Source organism: Streptosporangium sp. NPDC020072, from assembly GCF_040631445.1.
Lineage (GTDB): Bacteria > Actinomycetota > Actinomycetes > Streptosporangiales > Streptosporangiaceae > Streptosporangium.
Window position 1 is genome coordinate 104,195 of the sequence record NZ_JBEYAB010000020.1, and the last position, 17,532, is coordinate 121,726.

The following is a 17,532-nucleotide window of genomic DNA, read 5'->3' on the forward strand; positions in this document are numbered from 1 at the left end:
CCGGGCCGGTCGGTTCGCCATCGGCCCGCCGTCGGTTCGTTGGAGTCGGGCCGGTCGGGACGGAGCATCGGGAGGTACATCGGGGAGGGACACGGCATGACAGGGCTCACAGCGGGACTCACGGCGGGACGGATCATCGTCGCGCCGGACAAGTTCCGTGGGTCGCTGACCTCTCCCGAGGTGGCCGCCCACGTGGCCGCCGGACTACGCGCCGCCGCTCAGGGGCGGGTGGCCGTGGTCCGGCTCCCGGTCGCCGACGGCGGTGACGGCACCGTGGAGGCGGTGGTCGCGAGCGGGTTCACCCGGGTCGAGACGGAGGTGACCGGACCGGTCGGCGCGCGGATCCCGGCGGCCTACGCCGTACGCGACGAACGGGACGGCCGGGTCGCGGTCGTCGAGCTGGCCGAGGCCTCCGGCCTGCGGAAACTGCCCGGTGACCCGGCGCCGCTGACCGCCACGAGCCGGGGCGCCGGCGAACTCATCGCCCACGCCGTACGGCACGGCGCGCGACGGATCGTGCTCGGCCTCGGCGGCAGCGCCTGCACCGACGGCGGCGCGGGCATGCTCCAGGCGCTCGGCGTGCGGCTGCTGGACGCGGCAGGGAACGACCTGCCGCCGGGCGGCGCCGCGCTGCGCAACCTGCGCACGATCGACACCTCGGGCAGACTGCGCGGCTTCGAGGTCGTCGTGGCGAGCGACGTGGACAACCCACTGCTCGGACCGTACGGCGCCGCGACCGTGTACGGCCCCCAGAAGGGCGCCACCCCCGAGGACGTGGCCGTCCTTGAGGCCGGCCTGACCAGGCTGGTAGCCGTCACCGAGTCCGGCGGCGTCGCGTTCACGCCGGACGCGCCCGGCTCAGGCGACACCGCGCACACGCCAGGTGTGGCTGCCCCCGACGGCGTCGCGTCCGTGCCGGACACGGCCGGGTCAGGCGGCGCCGTACACGCGCCGGGTGTGGCTGTTCCCGGTGCCGTACACGTGACGGACACGGCCACCCCCGGCGGGGCCGTACGCGTGACGGGTGTGGCGAGCAGGCCCGGGGCGGGGGCGGCGGGTGGGGTGGGGTTCGGCGCGCTGGCCTTCCTCGACGCGGAGATCCGGCCCGGCATCGGCTACCTGCTTGACCTGGTGGACTTCGACCGGCACGTGAGGGGCGCCCGGCTGGTGATCACCGGTGAGGGCTCGATCGACGAGCAGACCCTGCGCGGCAAGGCCCCCGTGGGCGTCGCGGCGGCGGCCGCCAGGCACGGCGTGCCGGTCGTGGCGGTCTGCGGCCGGCGTTCGGTGAGCGAAGCGGAGCTGCGGGCGGCCGGTATCGAGGCCGTGTACGCGCTGACCGACATCGAACCCGACGTACGACGATGCATGACCGAGGCGGGCCCCCTCCTCGAACGCCTCACCACCCGGATCGCCACCAGGTTCGTCACCCCCTGAGACGGTCACCTGACTCACCCCCTGAGACGGTCACCGGACGATCTCCCCGTCCGTCGTCGTTGACGCCGAGGGACGAACCGGTATCGGAAGGTGACCCTGAAAGGGCCGCGAAAGCGTGACCCGGCCGGACCGGGTGCCGTGGCCTCCGGTTCCCGCCGTGGAGCCGGTCACGGACACGCGGGAACACGCCGGGTAAACGGGGGCACGCGGGGCCGTCGTCACCGCCTTTCACGAGTTCGGCCACGTCGGGGCACGCGGAGACACGTGGGGGCCTCGGTCCCACCGCCTCCACGAGTTCGGCGACGCCGGGGCACGTGGGGGCCTCTGTCGAAGGGCCTCCGGCTTCGCCGTACCGAGGTGGCGCGTCCTGACACCTGACGACCACTCGGGGGAGGCGCCGTTTGGGGAAGTGTCATTCGGGGGATAGAAGGATGTTCCGGCCTGTGATGTCCGAACTTGGTCACTGAGTGGCATTCGCCCAGCTCGTAGGTGGTTTCGGGGAGCTGTGCAGGGCTCTGGGAGCCCCCATCGGTGGTGAAAATCGGGTGACATTTCGCGTCAGATGGCGGAATGTTGAGCGTGAGCGATGAGTTTTGTCGGTGGCACCCGTCAGTCTTTGTACGAACACACTTTCGTGTGTCTCACGGCTGGAACGCCAGCAACGACGTCCTGTCCGACAACCCGATTGAGGTTCCGTGCCCAGCACACAGCTCGACTCACCAGTCAAGCCCGTGACCGTCACCAAGGTGCGCACCCCTGCCGTGATCCGGCTGTTGGTGCTCGCCACGTTCGTGGTCATCCTCAACGAGACGATCATGATCAACGCGATCCCGCGGCTGATGAGCGCGATGAACATCACCGCGCAGACCGCGCAGTGGCTCTCGACGGCCTTCATGTTGACCATGGCCGCCGTCATCCCGATCACCGGCTGGTTCCTGCAGCGGGTGTCCACCCGCACGGCCTACACCGCCGCGATGGGCCTGTTCCTGATCGGTACGGCTCTGGCCACCGTCGCGCCGACCTTCGAGGTGCTGCTGGGTGCCCGCATCATCCAGGCCTCCGGGACGGCGGTGATGATGCCGCTGCTGATGACCACGTTGATGCAGGTCGTGCCCGAGGGCAACCGGGGCCGGGTGATGGGCAACGTCACCCTGGCCATCTCGGTCGCGCCCGCGATGGGCCCCACGGTCTCGGGGGTGATCCTCCAGTTCGGCTCCTGGCGGCTGCTGTTCGCCGTGGTGTTCCCCATCGCCGCGCTGATCATGTGGGGTGGGCTGAGGCAGCTCCAGAACGTCGGCGAGCCCAAGTTCAGCACCGTCGACTGGCTGAGCGTGCTGACCGCCGCGGCGGGCTTCGGCAGCCTGGTCTACGGGCTCAGCGGGTTCGAGAGCGGCGACACCCGTACCGCCGTCGGGTTCGTGGTGGCCGGCCTGGTGGCCATCTCCGTCTTCGTCTGGCGCCAGCTGCGCCTGCAGAAGCGCGGCACGCCGCTGATGGACCTGCGCACCCTGCGCCACCGCACCTACACGATCGCGTTGATCATGATGGCGGTGGCCTTCCTGGCGATGATCGGCTCGATGATCCTGCTCCCGCTGTACCTGCAGAACGTCCGTGGGCTCACCGCCCTGCAGACCGGGCTTCTCGTGATGCCGGGTGGTCTGGCGATGGGGCTGCTCGGCCCGACCGTGGGCCGGCTGTTCGACCGCTTCGGCGCCCGGGTGCTGATCGTCCCCGGTGCGATCGGCATCGCGGTCGCGCTCGTCGGGTTCACCCAGGTCACGATGACCATGCCGTTCTGGCTGCTGCTCGGCCTGCACGCGCTGCTGATGGTGAGCCTGGCCGCGACCTTCACCCCGGTGTTCACCCTCGGGCTCGGGTCGGTTCCGGCCTCGCTCTACTCCCACGGCAGCTCGATCCTGAGCACGCTGCAGCAGGTCTCGGCGGCCATCGGCACCGCGCTCGTGGTCACCCTGATGAGCGTGCGGGCCGAGGCCCTGAAGGCGACGGGCGCCAGCGACGCGCTCGCCAACCTCGGCGGCATGCGCACGGCCTTCATCGTCAGCGCGGCGCTGTCCGTGATCGTGGTCATCACCGCCCTGATGCTGCCGGCCAGGGCCGCCACCACGACGGAGCACCAGGCGGCCCACGTCTAGGAAAACCGCCTGGGAAGACCGTCTAAGAAGACCGTCGCCGTGGCTCTTCGGGGGTTCGCCGTCATCGAGCGGCGAACCCCGGAGCCGTTGGCGCCTACCTCCCGATCCGCTGATACCGGCGGGTCGCCAGGGGGACGAAGACGACAAGGATCGCGACCGACCACAACAGGACGGCCGCGATCGGATGCTGTAGGGGCCAGGCGTCCTGCGGTACGGCGGCGCCCGGATCACCGAACAGGTCGCGACAGGCGGCGACGAGCGCGCTGACCGGGTTCCACTCCGCGACGAGCCGCAGCCACCCGGGCATGCCGTCGGTGGGCACGAAACTGTTGGACAGCGCCGAGATCGGGAAGATCATCGGGATGAACGCATCCGCGGTCTCCGGACGGATCGACAGGCCGACGGTCACCCCGATCCAGCTCACCGCGAAACGAACCAGAAGGATCAGGCCGAACGCGGCCAGCGCGGCGGCCAGGCCGTTGTGCGCCCGCCAGCCGACGAGCAGCCCCATGCCCGCCATCATCACGGTGGTGATGGCGCCGACGACCAGATCCGCGATCGTACGGCCGAACGGGATCGCCGAGCGCGCCATTGGCATGGAACGGAACCGGTCCATGACGCCCTCGGCGACGTCCTTGGAGATCATCAGGGCGCTGGCTATCACGCCGGTGACGGCGTTCATCGCGAACAGGCCGGGGATCAGGTACTCGCGGTAGTTCCCGCCACCCGGAACCTCGATCGCGCTGCCGAACACGTAGCCGAACAGCACGACCATGACGGCCGGGACGACCAGCGCGCCCGCCAGCTCTCCCGGCTGGTGGCGGATCTGGCTGAACTCCCTGCCCGCGACCGACCACGCGTCACGCACGCCCCAGCCGAACTGCGACAGAACAGGCATCAGGCGGCCTCGTCGGCGGTGTGGCCCGTCAGCCGCAGGAACACGTCATCGAGTGTCGGTCTGCGCAGGGCGATGTCCTCGACGCCGACCCCGGCGTCGTCGAGCGCGCGGACCACCGAGGCCAGCAGGTGCCCCCCACGGCCGTCGAGCACGGCGCTGATCCGCCGGGTTTCCCCCGTGATGTGCGGGGTGGTGTTCGTCGTCCGCGCGATGGCCGCCGCGGCGGCGGGCAGCGTGCCGGCGTCCTCGACCACGACCTCGATCCGGGTCCCGCCGACGCCGCCCTTCAGCTCGGCCGGGGTGCCCTCGGCGATCAGGCCGCCCCGGTCGACGACCGCGATCCGGTCGGCGAGCCGGTCGGCCTCGTCCAGGTACTGCGTGGTCAGCAGCACGGTCGTGCCCTCCCTGACCAGGTCGCGGACGAGGTCCCAGACCTGGGTACGGCTGCGCGGGTCGAGACCGGTTGTCGGCTCGTCGAGGAACAGCACGGCGGGCTCGACCATCAGGCTCGCCGCGACGTCGAGACGCCGCCGCATCCCACCGGAGTAGGTCCGCACCACCCGGTCGGCGGCCTCGGCCAGGCCGAACCGGTCGAGCAACTCGTCGGCGCGTCGGCGAACCCGTTTCCCCGGCAGGTGGTACAGCCTGCCGAACAGGCGCAGGTTCTCCCGGCCTGTCATCTTCTCGTCCACCGCGGCGTACTGGCCGGTCAGCCCGATCCGGTGCCGCACCGCGGTGGCCTCGCGGACGACGTCGTGTCCGGCGACCCGGGCGGTTCCGGCGTCGGGCCGCAGGAGGGTCGACAGGATTCGGACGATCGTCGTCTTGCCCGCGCCGTTCGGACCGAGTAGTCCATGGACGGTGCCCGTGGGAACCGCCAGATCGACGCCCCGGAGGGCGGTCGTCGTGCCGAAGCGTTTCGTGATGCCGTGTGCCTCGACCGCGTTCTGGGTCATCGAACCTGCTCCCGGTTCTGGGGAAGCTTATGGGTACGGTGTATGCATACGACTGAGGAGTCTAATCACATGGATTCGCCTTCGCCATCGGTGATCTGGGCACGCGTCTCGGCGCCGCAGCGCGCCCGTGAGCGCCCTCTCGACTACGAGATCATCACCAGGGCCGCGGTCGCCATCGCCGACCTCGACGGTCTCGACGCCGTGTCCATGCGCAAGATCGCCGGTCGTATCGAGAGCGGCACGATGTCGCTGTACCGGCACATCAAGGGAAAAGACGACCTCATCGAGCTGATGTACGACCACGTGCTGGGCGAACTCGACCTCGCGGAGCGGCCGTCCCGGGGCTGGCGGGCCGAACTCGCCGACCTGGCCGGGCGGAATCGCGCGCTGCGGCACCGCCACCCCTGGCTCGGTCAGATCGGCCAGCGCCCGACCATGGGGCCGAACGCGGTGCGCGTGATGGAGTACGCCATGGCGTGCGTGGACGGCCTCGGGCTCACCACGGACCGGATGTTGGACATGGTCTCGACCACGCTGCACTTCACCCAGGGGTTCGTCCAGGCGGAACTCGCCGAGGCCGAGGAGCGACGCCGTACCGGGCTGGACGAGGACGCCTGGCGCGACTGGATGGCACCGTACCTGTCACGGCTGCTCAACGAGGAGGAGCACCCGTATCTCGAACGGATCGTCACCGAGGCCGAGCACCCCCACCGGGACGAGGTGTTCGAACGCCGCCTGGAGATGGTGCTCGACGGCCTCGCCCTCAGCCTGCGGTAGTGCCAATTGTCATATAACGACCAGATCTGACGATAGGCGACCAATCATGAGGGATCCATATATTTCGGTTGGGCCGGATTATGCTCTGGGCAGTTCGAAGTGGATCTCCGGAGGTGTCCATGAGGAAGATGACCGTCCGTCGCAAGGGCGCGCTGCGCCTGCTGTCCGGCGCTCGCCGTCTCTGGTTCGAGTGGTGCTGGTAGTTGCCGGTACGGCGGGCGCCCCCGGGTGCCCGCCCCTGCGGCGACCGGCCCGACTGTGACCGGCCCCTCTGAGACCCACGAGGACGGCTACGACTGCCACCGCGACGGCGGGCCGTACGCCGGGGTCGCCTCCTTCCTCACCCAGGTCGCCGCGGAACGGCCCCGCCTGGCGGCCCGCCACCGGGTCGAGCTGCACGCGATCGCCCCCTGGCTCGACCGTACGGCGCGCCCCGCCGCCGAGGAGGAGCCGATCCGCTTCCACCCCGCCCGGCGCACCGCCTGCCTGGCCTACGGCGCGGCGGAGTTCGTCACGGCCTGGGCGGACACGCTCAGGAACCCGGTCACCGTACGGTTCGACCACGTCGGCGACGCCGACGAGACCACCCGCGAACTGCTGGACGCGCTGGTCCGTGCGGAGCCGTCCACGCTGCGCCTGGACCTGCGGGACGGCGGCGCCCCCCGGCGGGCGGCGGCTGAGCCGACCCCCGAGGAGACGCGCAGGGCTCTCGGCGACAGCCTGGCCCGCGGTTTCTACCACCACGCGGCCAGGACCGCCCGGCGCGGGCGCGCGACGGTTACCCCGGACGGCGACCTGCGGCACTGGTGGGCGTTCACCACCGGCCTGGCCACCGCCCTGGCCGCGCTTGAGCAGGCCGAGGAGGCACTCGACCTCTACCACGAGGCGCGCGCCGTCACCGACGACCCGAAGATCACCACGTCGGCCGCCTACTCCACCGCCATGCTGTACGCCAGGCACCTGCCCACGGCCGAGCAGGACCCGGGGCGGGCCAGACACTGGCTGGAACGGGCGCTCGACCTCGCCGCCGAGCTGGACGACCCACGGCAGCGGACACTGTCCACCGTCTTCTACGAGCAGGGACTCGCCCTGCTGGACGCCAGGGACGGCGAGCACGCCCGCGCGCTGCGGCTGATCGACGACGGGCTGACCCGGCTGGCGGCGGTGCTCGGGCCGGGAGAGCGTCCGCAGGACCTGGCCAGGCTGCGCCACAACCGGGCTCAGGTGCACCTGGCCATGGGAGACCGGGACCGGGCCCTGGCCGACCTCGACACCGTGATCGCCCACGACCCGGACAACTGCGAGTACTACGTGGACCGGGCCGCCCTGTACCGCGCGGCGGGACGGCCCAGGGCCGCGATCGAGGACTACGGCACCGCGATCCGCCTGGGGCCGCACCTGCCCGAGGCGTACTACAACCGGGCCGTGCTCCAGCAGGAGCGGGGCCGTACGGCACGGGCCCGCGCCGACCTGGAACGCGTGCTCGCCATCGAGCCGGGACACCTGGACGCCAGGATCGCCCTGGTCAACCTGCTGGTGGAGCGCGGCGCGCTCGACGAGGCCGAGGCCGAGGCGCGGGCCGGGCTCGAACCGGCCCCGGAGGACCCCGCGCTGCTGTGCACCCTCGGGCTGATCCGCGCGGAGCGCGGCGACCTCACCGAGGCGGACGACCTCCTCACCCGGGCCCTGGCCGGGGACGCCGAACTCGTCGAGGCGTGGACGAACCGGGCCGCCGTACGGTTCGAACGCGGTGACGTGGCCGCCGCGGTGACCGACCTGGACCGGGCGGTCGCGCTGTCGGCGGCACCGGTGCCCCGCTACAACCGAGGGAAGGCACTGGTACGGCTCGGCAGACTTGAGGAGGCCGCGCGGGACTTCGCCGACGCCCTCACCCAGCCGGGCCTCGACCGGGCACTGCGCCGTGACCTGCGCGCGGAACTGGCCCGCTGCCGCCGCGCCATGGCGGGATGACCCCGAGGCCTCGTTCAACCGTCGCCGGCGGTGTGCGGCGCGTCTACGCCGACCTGATCGTGGACGGCGACGTCGTCCACGAGGTCTGGTGCACCCGCAACGGCTGCAGCCGCAACTGGTAGGACAGGGCGGTTCGGGTACGGCCGCGCGGCGCGAGGAGAAGGCGCGTCGCGCGGCACCCAGCGGTGGTACGCGGTGTCCAGTGGCGGTGCGCGGTGTTCAGCGGTAGTGGAGCGCCGGGAAGCACTCGGGGAACGGCCGCCGCCAGCGGTGCCCGTCCGGCGGCACGTGCGCCTCAAGATGCTCGCGCACCGGCGGCACCATGGCCTTGAAGAAGCGCCGTGGCGTGGCGCGCGGGTTGGTCTCGGCGAGATGACACAGGGCGTCGGCCCCGGTCAGCAGCGTGTAACGACCCTGGCCCCGGCCGTAGAAGACGTAGGTCGGGGTGCTCCAGCGCCAGGCCGACCTGCCGGTGTTGCGGTTGCGGACGGCGGTGGCGATCAGCCGTCCCCCGGTCCGCCAGGCGGGCAGCGACGGCCTCCCGGTCCGTTCGCCGATCGGCCAGGCGTCGAGCCAAACACGGTGCCCGTCGAAGATCCAGCGCACGTCCCAGCCGTGTTCCCGCAGGATGTCGGCGTGGTCGTCGAACACGGTCGGGTGGGGAGGCCGGTGCGCGGGGCGGTGGTTGCGCGGGTCCTGCCGCGCCTGCTGGACGAGTTCGGCGTACTGGACGGGATACCGCTCGACGAGGTGGCGGTGGACCGGCGCCTCGGCCCGGCGGCTTCGCCGGTCCTGCTCGACCAGCGCGGCCCGGACATGGGTGAGGAAGGTGAGCTTGGACGCCCACTTCTCGCGGGACGCGTCGTGACGGGCCTGGATGAGGTGCGGGTCCGGGACGGCGAAGAGGTTGCGCACCCGCACGGGCGTCACCTCAAGGCCGATCTCGGTGAACGCCATCGTGCCGATCGCCACCAGGGCCTCGTACCAGCGGGACAGCAGCGCCGGATGGCGGAGCGGGTGGCACACCCCGCTGTCCTTGATGTCGTTGCCGACCAGTTCACGGAAGGCGGTCGTGCCCATCGCCAGCATCCTGGCCACCTCCGGAGGCAGGCCGTCGCCGGCCCCGCCCGGACGGAGCAGCGAGTCGGCCTCCTCCCGATGGGCCGCGACGAGCGCCGCGACCGCCGACGCCGCCGCCCGGTCGGTCGTCAGCCCGGCGTGCGCCTCGACGGTGAGACGCGCCTCGACGCCGCGCTGGCGGATGCGGGCCAGCCGCCGTTCGGCGCGCCGGGTCAACGGATCGTCGAAACCGGAGCCGAGCACGTTGTTCCACCACGACAGCTGGTGGAGCCCCTCCTGCCGGATCAGCACGTCCTCCCAGACCTCGCAGGTCTCGGCGGAGGACAGCCAGCGGCTCAACCCGGAGGGAACCCGGTTGAGGGTGGCCTCGGCCACCGCCAGGAGGCTGATGGTGTCGGGATCGTCTCCGTACCGCTCCCGCAACCCCTCGGGGGTGATGTCGGGATCGAGCTGCGCGACGTCGGCCAGTCGCATTCGCGTGCCGCTCACCTGATCTCCTCGCCGTAACGGTAGTGGTACGCGCATGTGGAGTCAGCAGGACGGTACACCGGTGACGGCCGATCACATCGGCGATTAGCGCACACCGCCTCCTTTCGGATCGATCAGGTAATCCATATATCCAGAAATATCGGTGTATCAGCGGGCACTGGGCAGTACCTGGGCCTCGGCCTCCTCAAGCCAGCGGAGATACCAGCGGGCGAACCCGAGGGGCATGCCGTCGTCGTCGAACAACGGCTGGAACCCCTCGTCGCTCATGATGCTGTTGGCCCACATCCGGCCCCGCGCCGGACCCGTGACCACCAGGCCCTCCAGATGGGAGCAGCCGAGATGGCACAGGTGCAACATCCCGATCGAGTGCCGGGGGTCGTCGACGGTCGTCTCGTACCACCCCCAGTACTCCTCCAGGGCTGTCCTGAACTCTTCGGGGGAGCCGAAGTCCGCCTCGCCGGGCGGGCTCGCCGGGTTGAACGCCTCAACGTGGGGAAACGGCTGGTCCAGGATGTCCAGGTCGGTGCGGTCGGCCTCGCTGCCCTCCCACCGCCACCGCCCGGCCACGCGCCGCACGGAAAAAAGGCCGTAGGAAGGCCCCGCTCCGCCGCGTCCCGCCTCCAGCAGGAAGGAACGGTACTCTTCGGGCAGCTCAACCCGGAGCTGCTTCTCCAGTTCGGCCAGTTCACCGGTGCTCAGTGGCGGTTCGAGGTTCCAGCGATGTCCTTCGGAGCCGAACACCGCCCTGGCGGGCCGTGCCGCGGCCAGCCGCGAGAGCCGTTCACGCACATCCGACCAGTCGTGACTCGTCATACCCGGCACCTTAAAGGACGGACGCGTGAGAAATCGGGCCTGCGATCATGGTCGTTTGGTCCGGTACGGCGGAAGGCGGACGCGGTGTCCATGCGGTTGACGCTGGTGAGGATCGACCCCGAGGCGCTGCGGGCCGTACGGGCGAGGCCCGATCTGGCGGGGGAGATCCTCTCGGGGCACCCCCGGGAGGAGGACGTGTTCACGGACGACTACCTGGCCCTCGGCGACTTCGCGGAGGGCAGGGCCGAGGCCGAGCATGGGGACGCGCGATGGGGACGGCACTACCCCTGGCTCGCGGCGGCGACCGGCGCGGACGGTGAACACGACCTGCAAGACCACACGTTCGGGTACGGCCCGCCGTTCGCCCTCGATCCGGAGCGGGTGGCGGAGGTCGCGCGGGGCCTGGCCGGTGAGGGATGGGGTTTCGCCGCCGCCGGGCAGGACGGGTTCGCGGGCCTCGGCCCGTTCTACACGGCGGCGGCACGGGAGGGCGGGGCGGTCGTGGGAGGGGTGAGCTGACCCTCACGGGTGCCGACCCTCACGGGACTCGGTTCTCGTGGGAGCCGGCCTTCGCGGGCGATCCGGGCTCTCCTGGAGCCGGTCGTCGCGGCGGCCGGATCCTCCCGGAGGCGCCCCTCGCGGTCGGGTCGTCCCTCGTGGGAAGGCCGGTCAGCCCCTCCCGTCGCCCCGTGTGTCAGGAGCGCGCCTTGGCGGACGCCCTGCGGTTGGCCTTCTTGATCGCATCGACGAGTTCGGTCTTGGTCATGGACGACCTTCCCGGCACGTCCAGCCGCCTGGCCACGTCGTACAGATGCTGCTTGGAGGAGTTGGCGTCGACGCCTTCGGCGGTCTTCCCGCGCTTGGGAGTGTGCCGGGCCGCCTGCCTGTCGGAGGGACCCTTCTTGCTCTTGGGCTCCCAGTGGTCGCCGATCTTCTCGAAGGAGTGCTTGAGGGCGGCGTTGGCCGTCCGGTGGGCGCGTTCCCCCTCGCCGTACTCCTTGACCGCGGAGTCGTGGGCCTTGATCCACGTCTCCTGGGCCTTCTTGGGAGAGCGTTTGAGTGTCTCGGGCAGTTCCTGACGGACGGGCATGATCGTCACCTCTTCTCCAGGTCGGATGTTGGCCTCATCCGGGCCATACCCCTCATTGCATCCCGAAACATCATTCAATTGCGAAATCGGCGGTTACGTCCTGTTAGCCGATCAGGGGGTGGGGCACGTGGGGGAAATGCCTGATGAACCACGCCAGACACCACCAGAACAGCAGCAGCCGTACCCGGGCAGCAGCGGCGACATGACCCCCGCTCCCCGGGACGAGATGCGCGACTACGAGGGCCGTGGCCTGCTCAGGGACCGGCGGACACTGATCACCGGGGGTGACTCGGGAATCGGCAGGGCCGTCGCCGTGGCGTTCGCGAAGGAGGGAGCGGACGTCGCGATCGCCTACCTGTCCGAGCACGAGGACGCCGAGCACACCCGCAAGCTGGTCGAGGAGGCCGGGCGGCGGTGCGTACTGCTGCCGGGAGACCTCTCCCAGGCCGCCCACTGCGCCGACGTGGTGGACCGTACGGTGAGCGAACTCGGCGGGCTCGACGTGCTCGTCAACAACGTCGCCTACCAGCAACCGGTCGACTCGCTCGACGAACTGGACGACGAACAGTGGGAGTACACCTTCGCCGTCAACATCCACAGCTACTTCCGGGTCACCAGGGCGGCGCTGCGGCACATGGGCGAGGGGTCGGCCATCGTCAACACCTCCTCGATCAACGGGCTGCGCGGCAACAAGACCCTGATCGACTACGCCGCGACCAAGGGCGCGATCAACGCCTTCACCTACTCGATGGCGCAGAACCTGCTCGAACGCCGCATCCGGGTCAACGCGGTGGCCCCGGGGCCGGTGTGGACACCGCTCATCCCGGCCACCATGCCACCGGAGAAGGTGGGCAAGTTCGGCGAGCAGGCGCCCATGGAACGGGCCGCCGACCCCGACGAGATCGCCCCGTCCTACGTCTTCTTCGCCTCCGACCGCCTGTCGTCCTACTACACCGGAGAGATCCTGGCCCCGGTCGGCGGCGAGACCCTCCCCGGCTGATCCTTCGAGGTCATCGGGACGGACCGTAGGAGGAGACGACCAGCCAGAGGGCGCAGAGAACGACCGCGGCCGTCGCGGCGACGGTCCGCACCCTGGCGAGGGACCCGGGCCCGACCTTCAACCGGGCGGGCCGGGCGGTCCAGACGACGAGGAGGGCGGCGAGCAGCAGGTGCGACCGTACGAGGAGGAGTTCGTCGAGCAGGAAGACGTCGAGGACCGGGAAGAGGAGAAGGACCGCCGCGACCGTGGCGCCGATCCACCGTGACAGGCCGGTGGCGTGCGCGACCGCGGCCAGGGCGACGAGGGTGACCGGCAGGCCGATCCTGTCGGCCTGGGTGAACCACTGGAGAGCGGCGCAGAGCCACTGGGGGACGTCTCCCGAAGACCCCGGCGCCACGTCGAAGAAGACGGTGAACGAACGTTCGTCGAACGCGGAGACGGGCCGGTCGCACAACGCGCCCCACGCGGCGGGGAGGACGGCCGCCCACGGGGCGAAGCCGTACCGCCTGGTGGGCAGGGGATGCCGGGCCGCCAGGAGCAGGGCCCCGACGGCCAGCGGGTAACAGACGAGCAGAGGCCAGGGGGAGGCCGTACGGATCTGGCCGGTGCACGGGTCGGGGCCGGAGACGAGAAGGCCGAGAACGAGGACGGCGCCGGTCACGAGGGCGGCGGAGAGCACGGCCCTGCGCGAGCCGTACGAGACGAGGCCGGCGACGACGACCGGCAGCAGCAGGACCCCGAGGAACAGCGCCTCCGCGGGGACGCTCCCCAGCGCGTACGGACCCTCCGGCAGGTAGGGGCTCTCCGAGGAGCAGAACCAGGGGAGGTCGCCTCCGCCGATGCCGAAGGCCGTCAGGACCACCGGCCCCGAGACGGCCAGGACGGCGTAGAGGCGCGATGCCACCGCGAGTTCCGGCATCGGTACGTCCTCTCGGCGTCGACGGGCTTAGTGATCTTCAGCGTAGTGGCCGTCCCGGGAGTCCGTCGCCTACGGTGCTGGGGTGCGGAGTTGGGGGCGGGGGGTTGGGGCGGACGTCGTCGCGGCGGTCGCCGTTGTCGGGATGTTCTGGGCGTTGCCGACGGCTCAGGCCGTCGCCTGGCCGTACGTCGCCGTGGGAGCGGTGCTGGCGGTGGTGACCGCGGGGGCGATGGTCCTGCGTGGGCGGCTGCCGTTCGCCGCGACGGTCACCGCGGGGGCCGCGACCGTCGTTGGCGGCGCCCTGGGGGTCTGCCAGGACCCGATGCTGGCCGCGGCCTGGTGCCTGTATCCGCTCGCGGTCGAGCGGGCGCGCCGTACGCGGGTGGCGGTCGTGATGTTGGCGGCCATGTTCGCGGCGCTGGCGCTGGTCGTCGCCGTTCCCGAGGGGGCCGCTCGCGGCCTCGGGGAACGGGTGGTCATCGCAGTGGCCGCGCTCAGCGCGTCGTGGCTGTTCGGCACGACCACCGGCAGGCAGATCGAGTCCGCGCGGGAGACGGAACGGATGCGCGTGCAGCTTGAGGTGGCGCGTGACGTCCACGACGTGGTCGGGCACGCGCTGGGGGTGACGCTGGCGCAGTCAGGGGTCGTCCTGAGCCTCCCCGACGTCGGGGAGGCCGAGCTGCGCGAGACCCTGGCGGAGGTGGAGACCCACACGCGCCGGGCGCTTGAGGACGTGCAGGCGCTGGTGCGGACGCTCCGCGACCCGGACGGCGGCCCGGGGCCGGGCCTCGACGGCATCGCGGCGGTCATCACCGCGACCCGCGCCGCCGGAATCGACGTCGAGACACGGATCAGCCGGGAACTCGGCCTGGTGACCGGCACGGGGCCCAACCGGGAGGGCGGTACGGAGCCGGGCGGAAAGTTTGGCACCGGGCCTGACCAGGAGGGCGGCGCGGGGCTCGGTCCGGGAATCGGTCCGGAGACGGCCGGGAAGGTCGGGGACGTGGTGGGGGCGGTGGCGTTCAGGGTTGTTCAGGAGGCGCTGGGCAACGTGGTACGGCATGCTCCAGGAGCGAAATGCGTCGTTGACCTGCACCGGGAGCACGACGCCCTGGTGGTCGGGGTCGCCGACGGCGGGGCGCTCGCGGGTCGGGACGCGGCCCGGTCCGCCGGTGCGGGGGTCGGGCTGCGGGGTATGCGTGAACGGGTCCGCCTGGCCGGTGGGACGGTGACCTGGGGCACCCGGCCGGAGGGCGGATTCGCGGTCGAGGCCAGACTGCCCCTCAACGACCAGGGCCAGGCCACGGCTCAGAGACGAAACCAGGCCGGCGTTCAGGGACAAAGCCAGAACGGTGTTCAGGAGCGAGGCGAGGCCGACGTTCAGGGCCAAGGCCGGACTGGTGCTCCGGGGCAAAGCCAGGCCACGGCTCAGGAACAAGACCGGGTCTCGGCCCAGGGGAGAAGTCAGGCCGCGGTTCGAGGGCGAGACGAGGACGGCGTTCAGAGGCGGGGTTTCGAGGGAGGTGATGATGTCCGCTGAGGTGGTGTCGGTCTTTCTGGCCGACGACGACGCGGGCATGCGTGGGGCCTACCGGAAGCTGTTCGAGCGTACGGCGGGCTTCCGGTTCGCCGGGGAGGCGGCCGACGGGCTTGAGGCGGCCAGACTGGTCACCGCGCTGCGACCGGATGTGGCGTTGCTCGACGTGCAGATGCCGGGAACCGACGGGATCGAGGCCGCGCGGCGCATCGTGGCCGACACGACCACCAGGGTCGTCATGCTGACCACCTTCGACCTGGACGAGTACGTGCATCGCGCCCTCACGGTCGGGGCCTCGGGCTTCCTGCTGAAGAACGCCTCCCCGGCGGAGATCCTGCGGGCCGTCCGTACGGTCCACGAGGGCAACGCCATGCTCGCCCCCGAGGTGACGGCGCGGTTGCTCGACCGGTTCGCGCCCGAGCGTCCCGTCGAACGGCACCCCTTCGCCGAGCACGTCCTGTCCGAACGGGAACTGCAGGTCATCCGGCTGGTCGCCAGGGGCCGTTCCAACCAGCAGATCGCCGACGAGCTGTTCCTGAGCCTGGAGACGGTCCGCACCTACCTTCGCCGGATGTTCGCCAAGCTGGGGGTCAACGACCGTACGCACCTGGCGGTGCTCGCCCACGAGGCGGGACTGCTGCGCGAACCCCGGTAACCGTCCGCTCTCGAACACCGTGGGACCGGGTCGCGTGCCGGTGGCCGTCCACTTTCGGGAGACGGAGGCCAAGCGGTCGGGTCGCCGTTCGCTCTCGGGCGCCGTGGGGTCGAGGGATCGGGCCGCGCGTCGGTGGATGTCCACTTTCGGGTGACGCGGGGTCGGGGTGACGGGGAGCACGCTGGACGTCCGGATCCCAGGCGACGCGAGGCGGGCGATGATCGAGGTTTCACGGCTCAGCAAGCGCTACGGCGCGAAGACGGCGGTCGACGACGTCAGCTTCACCGTACGGCCGGGCACGGTGACCGGCTTCCTCGGCCCGAACGGCGCGGGCAAGTCCACCACGTTGCGGGTGCTGCTCGGTCTCGACCACCCGACGAGCGGCACCGCGCTGATCGACGGCAGGCCGTACCGCGACCTGAGCCATCCGTTGCGCAAGGTCGGGGCGCTGCTCGACGGGGCGGGGCCGGTGCCCGAGCGTCGCGCGATCGACCATCTCACGTGGATCGCGCAGAGCAACCGCATCCCCCGGAGCCGGGTACGGGAGGTGCTCGACCTGGTCGGCCTCGGCGACGCGGCCAAGCAGCGGGTCAAGAAGTACTCCCTCGGCATGGGGCAGCGCCTCGGCATCGCTGCGGCGCTGCTCGGTGACCCGGAGATCCTGGTGCTCGACGAACCGGTCAACGGGCTCGATCCGGACGGCATCCGCTGGGTGCGCACCTTCCTGCGGGAGTTCGCGGCCTCCGGCCGTACCGTGCTGTTGTCCAGCCACCTGATGGCGGAGATGGCCGAGACGGCGGACGAGGCGGTCGTCATCGCCCAGGGAAGGATCGTCGCGCGCGGCTCGATCGAGGAGATCACCAAGGGGCACGCGTCGCTGGAGACGGCCTTCTTCGCGCTCACCGGCGGCCAGGTGGGGTGGTGAGCGCCGTGTTCGCAGCGACCAGGGCCGAACTGACGAAGATCGTCACCCTGCGCACGGTGTGGATCGTCACCGGTGTGATCCTCGCCCTGCACCTGCTGGTCTCCTACGCGAACGTGGGGATCAACATCGAGGCGGTGCGCGCCATCACCCCGGACGGCATGATCGAGCTGTTCGCCGACGACCCGCAGCCCGCCAACCGGGCGATCGTCGACTTCCTGGTGGCGTCGTCGTTCCAGATGGGGCTGTTCCTGCCCGGCCTCGGGGCGGTCATCGCCGGACAGGAGTTCCGTACCCCGCAGCTCGGGCAGACGCTGCTCGCGGTGCCGCGCCGGGGGCGGCTGATCGTCGCCAAGACCGTCGCGGCCACCGTCTACCTGCTGTTCGTGGCCGTGGTCGTCGCCGGGGTCAGCACGGCGTTCATGTACGCCGCGGTCAGGGACTGGAATCCGGGCCTGCTGGTGAGCCCGGGAGCCTGGATCGGGCAGGGGAAGTTCGTCGCCTTCGCGGTGCTGACCGGCCTGATCAGCTTCGCGATCACGGTGATCGCCCGCAGCACCCTCACGGGTGTCGCGGTCACCGTCGGGCTGATCGCGGTCACCATGACGCAGCTCCTGGCCGTGTTCTCCCCGGCCCTCGACGCGCTGTTCCCGCTCAGCGCGGGCCGCAACCTGCTGCTCAACCCGGTGGAGAACACGCTCTCCGCGGGGCCGGGACACGCCATGGTGGTGCTGGTCGCCTGGCCTTTGGTGACCACGGTCGTGGCCGCCTTCCTGCTCGCCAGGAGGGACGCGCGATGACGAACCTGCCACGCGACGGGGAGCACACGCGACTC

Annotated in this window: 17 protein-coding genes; 11 read left to right on the forward strand and 6 right to left on the reverse strand. The window is 71.1% G+C overall.

What is annotated here, in order from left to right:
• Positions 1-96 precede the first annotated feature (96 nt).
• Together ABZ470_RS37275 and ABZ470_RS37280 are read left to right on the forward strand one after the other, a co-directional pair.
• Positions 97-1,437 (forward strand): glycerate kinase, encoded by a 1,341-nt coding sequence (locus ABZ470_RS37275; protein ID WP_362917452.1) that lies wholly within the window; start codon positions 97-99, stop codon positions 1,435-1,437.
• A gap of 695 nt (positions 1,438-2,132) precedes the next feature.
• Positions 2,133-3,590: an MDR family MFS transporter gene (locus ABZ470_RS37280; protein WP_352012918.1), complete on the forward strand. Its 1,458-nt coding sequence runs from the start codon at positions 2,133-2,135 to the stop codon at positions 3,588-3,590.
• A gap of 94 nt (positions 3,591-3,684) precedes the next feature.
• Here ABZ470_RS37280 and ABZ470_RS37285 read toward each other — a convergent pair whose 3' ends face one another.
• Both ABZ470_RS37285 and ABZ470_RS37290 read right to left on the reverse strand, forming a co-directional pair.
• Positions 3,685-4,488 carry an ABC transporter permease gene (locus tag ABZ470_RS37285; protein ID WP_362917454.1) on the reverse strand — a complete coding sequence of 268 codons (804 nt, stop codon included), beginning with the start codon at positions 4,486-4,488 and terminating at the stop codon, positions 3,685-3,687.
• Complete coding sequence (locus ABZ470_RS37290) at positions 4,488-5,444, reverse strand: ATP-binding cassette domain-containing protein (RefSeq protein WP_362917456.1); 957 nt, start codon at positions 5,442-5,444, stop codon at positions 4,488-4,490. Before ABZ470_RS37290 ends, ABZ470_RS37285 begins: the two co-directional genes overlap by 1 nt.
• Positions 5,445-5,513: 69 nt before the next feature.
• Here ABZ470_RS37290 and ABZ470_RS37295 point away from each other — a divergent pair, with 69 nt between their 5' ends.
• The 3 genes from ABZ470_RS37295 (at position 5,514) to ABZ470_RS37305 (ending at position 8,314) form a co-directional block, all read left to right on the forward strand.
• The gene (locus tag ABZ470_RS37295) at positions 5,514-6,221 is read left to right on the forward strand and encodes a TetR/AcrR family transcriptional regulator (RefSeq protein WP_362917458.1); all 708 of its coding nucleotides are present in this window, start codon (positions 5,514-5,516) and stop codon (positions 6,219-6,221) included.
• Positions 6,222-6,479: 258 nt separating this feature from the next.
• Positions 6,480-8,192: a tetratricopeptide repeat protein gene (locus ABZ470_RS37300; RefSeq protein ID WP_362917460.1), complete on the forward strand. Its 1,713-nt coding sequence runs from the start codon at positions 6,480-6,482 to the stop codon at positions 8,190-8,192.
• On the forward strand, positions 8,189-8,314 hold the full coding sequence (locus ABZ470_RS37305) for a hypothetical protein (RefSeq protein ID WP_362917462.1): 126 nt from the start codon (positions 8,189-8,191) through the stop codon (positions 8,312-8,314). The genes ABZ470_RS37300 and ABZ470_RS37305 overlap by 4 nt, the downstream gene beginning before the upstream one ends.
• 97 nt (positions 8,315-8,411) lie before the next feature.
• Here the strand turns inward: ABZ470_RS37305 and ABZ470_RS37310 are convergent, their stop codons facing one another.
• Entirely contained in the window at positions 8,412-9,761 is a 1,350-nt protein-coding gene (locus tag ABZ470_RS37310; protein ID WP_362917464.1) for a hypothetical protein, read from the reverse strand.
• Positions 9,762-9,908: 147 nt separating this feature from the next.
• Positions 9,909-10,574: an SMI1/KNR4 family protein gene (locus ABZ470_RS37315; protein ID WP_362917466.1), complete on the reverse strand. Its 666-nt coding sequence runs from the start codon at positions 10,572-10,574 to the stop codon at positions 9,909-9,911.
• An 84-nt stretch (positions 10,575-10,658) separates the two neighbouring features.
• Between ABZ470_RS37315 and ABZ470_RS37320 the strand changes: the two genes are divergently transcribed.
• Complete coding sequence (locus ABZ470_RS37320) at positions 10,659-11,093, forward strand: hypothetical protein (protein ID WP_362917468.1); 435 nt, start codon at positions 10,659-10,661, stop codon at positions 11,091-11,093.
• Between the two features lie 175 nt (positions 11,094-11,268).
• On the opposite strand, the gene ABZ470_RS37325 is transcribed toward ABZ470_RS37320, so the two are convergent.
• Positions 11,269-11,664, reverse strand: coding sequence for a ChaB family protein (locus tag ABZ470_RS37325; RefSeq protein ID WP_362917470.1), 396 nt, complete (start codon positions 11,662-11,664; stop codon positions 11,269-11,271).
• A gap of 136 nt (positions 11,665-11,800) precedes the next feature.
• On the opposite strand from ABZ470_RS37325, the gene ABZ470_RS37330 reads away from it, so the two are divergent.
• Positions 11,801-12,664, forward strand: a complete 864-nt coding sequence (locus tag ABZ470_RS37330; protein WP_362917472.1) for an SDR family oxidoreductase — start codon at positions 11,801-11,803, stop codon at positions 12,662-12,664.
• A gap of 10 nt (positions 12,665-12,674) precedes the next feature.
• Here the strand turns inward: ABZ470_RS37330 and ABZ470_RS37335 are convergent, their stop codons facing one another.
• The gene (locus ABZ470_RS37335) at positions 12,675-13,583 is read right to left on the reverse strand and encodes a hypothetical protein (RefSeq protein WP_362917474.1); all 909 of its coding nucleotides are present in this window, start codon (positions 13,581-13,583) and stop codon (positions 12,675-12,677) included.
• An 82-nt stretch (positions 13,584-13,665) separates the two neighbouring features.
• On the opposite strand from ABZ470_RS37335, the gene ABZ470_RS37340 reads away from it, so the two are divergent.
• The 4 genes from ABZ470_RS37340 to ABZ470_RS37355 all read left to right on the forward strand — a co-directional run bounded on the left by ABZ470_RS37340 (position 13,666) and on the right by ABZ470_RS37355 (position 17,497).
• The gene (locus ABZ470_RS37340; RefSeq protein WP_362917476.1) at positions 13,666-15,123 is read left to right on the forward strand and encodes a histidine kinase; all 1,458 of its coding nucleotides are present in this window, start codon (positions 13,666-13,668) and stop codon (positions 15,121-15,123) included.
• Positions 15,113-15,775, forward strand: a complete 663-nt coding sequence (locus ABZ470_RS37345; protein ID WP_352012931.1) for a response regulator transcription factor — start codon at positions 15,113-15,115, stop codon at positions 15,773-15,775. The genes ABZ470_RS37340 and ABZ470_RS37345 overlap by 11 nt, the downstream gene beginning before the upstream one ends.
• 217 nt (positions 15,776-15,992) lie before the next feature.
• Positions 15,993-16,700 carry an ABC transporter ATP-binding protein gene (locus tag ABZ470_RS37350; protein ID WP_362917478.1) on the forward strand — a complete coding sequence of 236 codons (708 nt, stop codon included), beginning with the start codon at positions 15,993-15,995 and terminating at the stop codon, positions 16,698-16,700.
• Complete coding sequence (locus ABZ470_RS37355) at positions 16,697-17,497, forward strand: ABC transporter permease (protein WP_352012933.1); 801 nt, start codon at positions 16,697-16,699, stop codon at positions 17,495-17,497. Before ABZ470_RS37350 ends, ABZ470_RS37355 begins: the two co-directional genes overlap by 4 nt.
• The last annotated feature ends 35 nt before the right edge of the window (positions 17,498-17,532 follow it).

Bases quoted from the DNA above. Each gene is read 5' to 3' on its own strand.
- ABZ470_RS37275 (WP_362917452.1), top strand. From the start codon at position 97: ATGACAGGGCTCACAGCGGGACTCACGGCGGGACGGATCATCGTCGCG.
- ABZ470_RS37285 (WP_362917454.1), bottom strand. From the start codon at position 4,488: ATGCCTGTTCTGTCGCAGTTCGGCTGGGGCGTGCGTGACGCGTGGTCG.
- ABZ470_RS37290 (WP_362917456.1), bottom strand. From the start codon at position 5,444: ATGACCCAGAACGCGGTCGAGGCACACGGCATCACGAAACGCTTCGGC.
- ABZ470_RS37295 (WP_362917458.1), top strand. From the start codon at position 5,514: ATGGATTCGCCTTCGCCATCGGTGATCTGGGCACGCGTCTCGGCGCCG.
- ABZ470_RS37305 (WP_362917462.1), top strand. From the start codon at position 8,189: ATGACCCCGAGGCCTCGTTCAACCGTCGCCGGCGGTGTGCGGCGCGTC.
- ABZ470_RS37315 (WP_362917466.1), bottom strand. From the start codon at position 10,574: ATGACGAGTCACGACTGGTCGGATGTGCGTGAACGGCTCTCGCGGCTG.
- ABZ470_RS37325 (WP_362917470.1), bottom strand. From the start codon at position 11,664: ATGCCCGTCCGTCAGGAACTGCCCGAGACACTCAAACGCTCTCCCAAG.
- ABZ470_RS37330 (WP_362917472.1), top strand. From the start codon at position 11,801: ATGCCTGATGAACCACGCCAGACACCACCAGAACAGCAGCAGCCGTAC.
- ABZ470_RS37335 (WP_362917474.1), bottom strand. From the start codon at position 13,583: ATGCCGGAACTCGCGGTGGCATCGCGCCTCTACGCCGTCCTGGCCGTC.
- ABZ470_RS37345 (WP_352012931.1), top strand. From the start codon at position 15,113: ATGTCCGCTGAGGTGGTGTCGGTCTTTCTGGCCGACGACGACGCGGGC.
- ABZ470_RS37350 (WP_362917478.1), top strand. From the start codon at position 15,993: ATGATCGAGGTTTCACGGCTCAGCAAGCGCTACGGCGCGAAGACGGCG.